This is a genomic window from Xanthovirga aplysinae, assembly GCF_009711365.1.
Taxonomy (GTDB): domain Bacteria; phylum Bacteroidota; class Bacteroidia; order Cytophagales; family Cyclobacteriaceae; genus Xanthovirga; species Xanthovirga aplysinae.
The window spans coordinates 1-1,513 of record NZ_SMMB01000418.1 but is presented as its reverse complement, the minus strand read 5'-3'; the positions used below and the strand labels follow the sequence as shown (position 1 = coordinate 1,513).

General features: G+C 38.5%; 1 protein-coding gene. It reads right to left on the bottom strand.

The genetic code is table 11. The features are described from left to right. Window positions 1-440: 440 nt before the first annotated feature. Entirely contained in the window at window positions 441-1,430 is a 990-nt protein-coding gene (gene hutG, locus E1171_RS01515; RefSeq protein WP_155203389.1) for a formimidoylglutamase, read from the bottom strand. Between the last annotated feature and the right edge of the window lie 83 nt (window positions 1,431-1,513).

Genomic DNA, 1,513 nt, shown 5'->3' with positions numbered 1-1,513 from the left:
ATTTCACCTTTACACGGTAAAGATTGAAGCTTAAAAACCACCTCTCCTTCCCACAACCAACCCTTATCGATAAACCCTAAGCAAGAATATCGAGGTATTGGTTTAAAAGAAGCGCTAAAAGTACATGAAACATTCCCCATTTGCAAGTTCAAACCCATTTTGGAAAGCTCTTAAAATGGTAATTAAAGGGGATTTTAATCTTTTCATCATTTAGAAATGAAAAAGAGAGTTTAAATCTAACCCTTAATTTCCAAGCCTTTTTTCTTTGTTCATTTTGTTTCCAAAAAGGCGCAGATAATGCATTAGAGACTATATAAAAGACCAGTATATTCTATGAATAATTGAACAATTCAGACCAGACAGTAGATCTTATCAAAGTAATAATAATTTGGTTTCTTTTCTGGAAGAGCAAGATTTTCCTTTCTTATGAAGAAATCAAATTACCCTTTGCTCATTTCCTCCACGATTTCATAAGAAATTGCAGCTGCCAATTTTGCAGTTCGGTTATCAATATCATAGAAAGGATTCATTTCGGCGATATCGCATCCGACCACTTTCCCACTGGTCATAATAAACTCCTTTAGCTTAAAAACAATATCAGGTAAAACCCCCATAGCAGCGGGGGCACTTACTCCTGGTGCAAATGGAGCTGAAAAAACATCCAAACAAACAGTCAGGTAAATCGCATCCTTATCAGCCATAAAATTTCCAATTTGCCTCTGTAGATCAAATTGATTCTGGAGACTTAATTCACTTCCATAAATGTACTTTACCCCTAGTTCATTTGCTTTGGCAAATAATGCCTTGGTATTTGCAGATTTTTGAATCCCCAAGCATAAATAATCAAATGGAGTATTATTTTTACCACACCAATCCGCAATTTGTAAGAATGGCGTCCCTGAACTAGGGCCATCCTGACGAACCCTTAGATCAAAATGGGCATCAAAATTAATAATACCTATCTTCGGCCGATCGCTAGTTTGTTGAAGGTGAGAAACTATCCCCATGTAGTTTCCAAAAGCCACTTCATGCCCCCCACCAAGAACCAAAGGAAAATATCCTTTAGAAAGGATCTTGGCGACATATTCCTGTAACTCCAAATGGGCACTCTCTAAATCTCCCTGCACACAAACCACATCTCCCCCATCGATCAGGCGAATTGGATTTTCAAAATGAGCAGCTAAAGAAAAACAAGCTTTACGGATATGTTTAGGTCCTTCCGCTGCTCCAGGACGCCCCTGATTACGTTTTACTCCCTCATCGCTACAAAATCCAAGAATTACGCAGCCCTTTTCCCTGGCTTGTAGGGTTGGTATTACATCTTTAGAAAGATCAACATATTCGATAAGTTGGTGCCAACGACGTCCTGCATCTCCATCGGCAGGGTCAATTCTTCCGGTCCATAAACCGGGAATGGTTGCTTGATACATTCAAATATTGGTTAATTAAACCCAGAACGCTTATATGCTTTATCAACAATTGTACACTTATTCAAGTGCTAATAAGAGGCATA

Excerpts from the sequence above, each read along its gene's own strand:
- hutG (WP_155203389.1), bottom strand. The coding sequence starts at position 1,430 with ATGTATCAAGCAACCATTCCCGGTTTATGGACCGGAAGAATTGACCCT.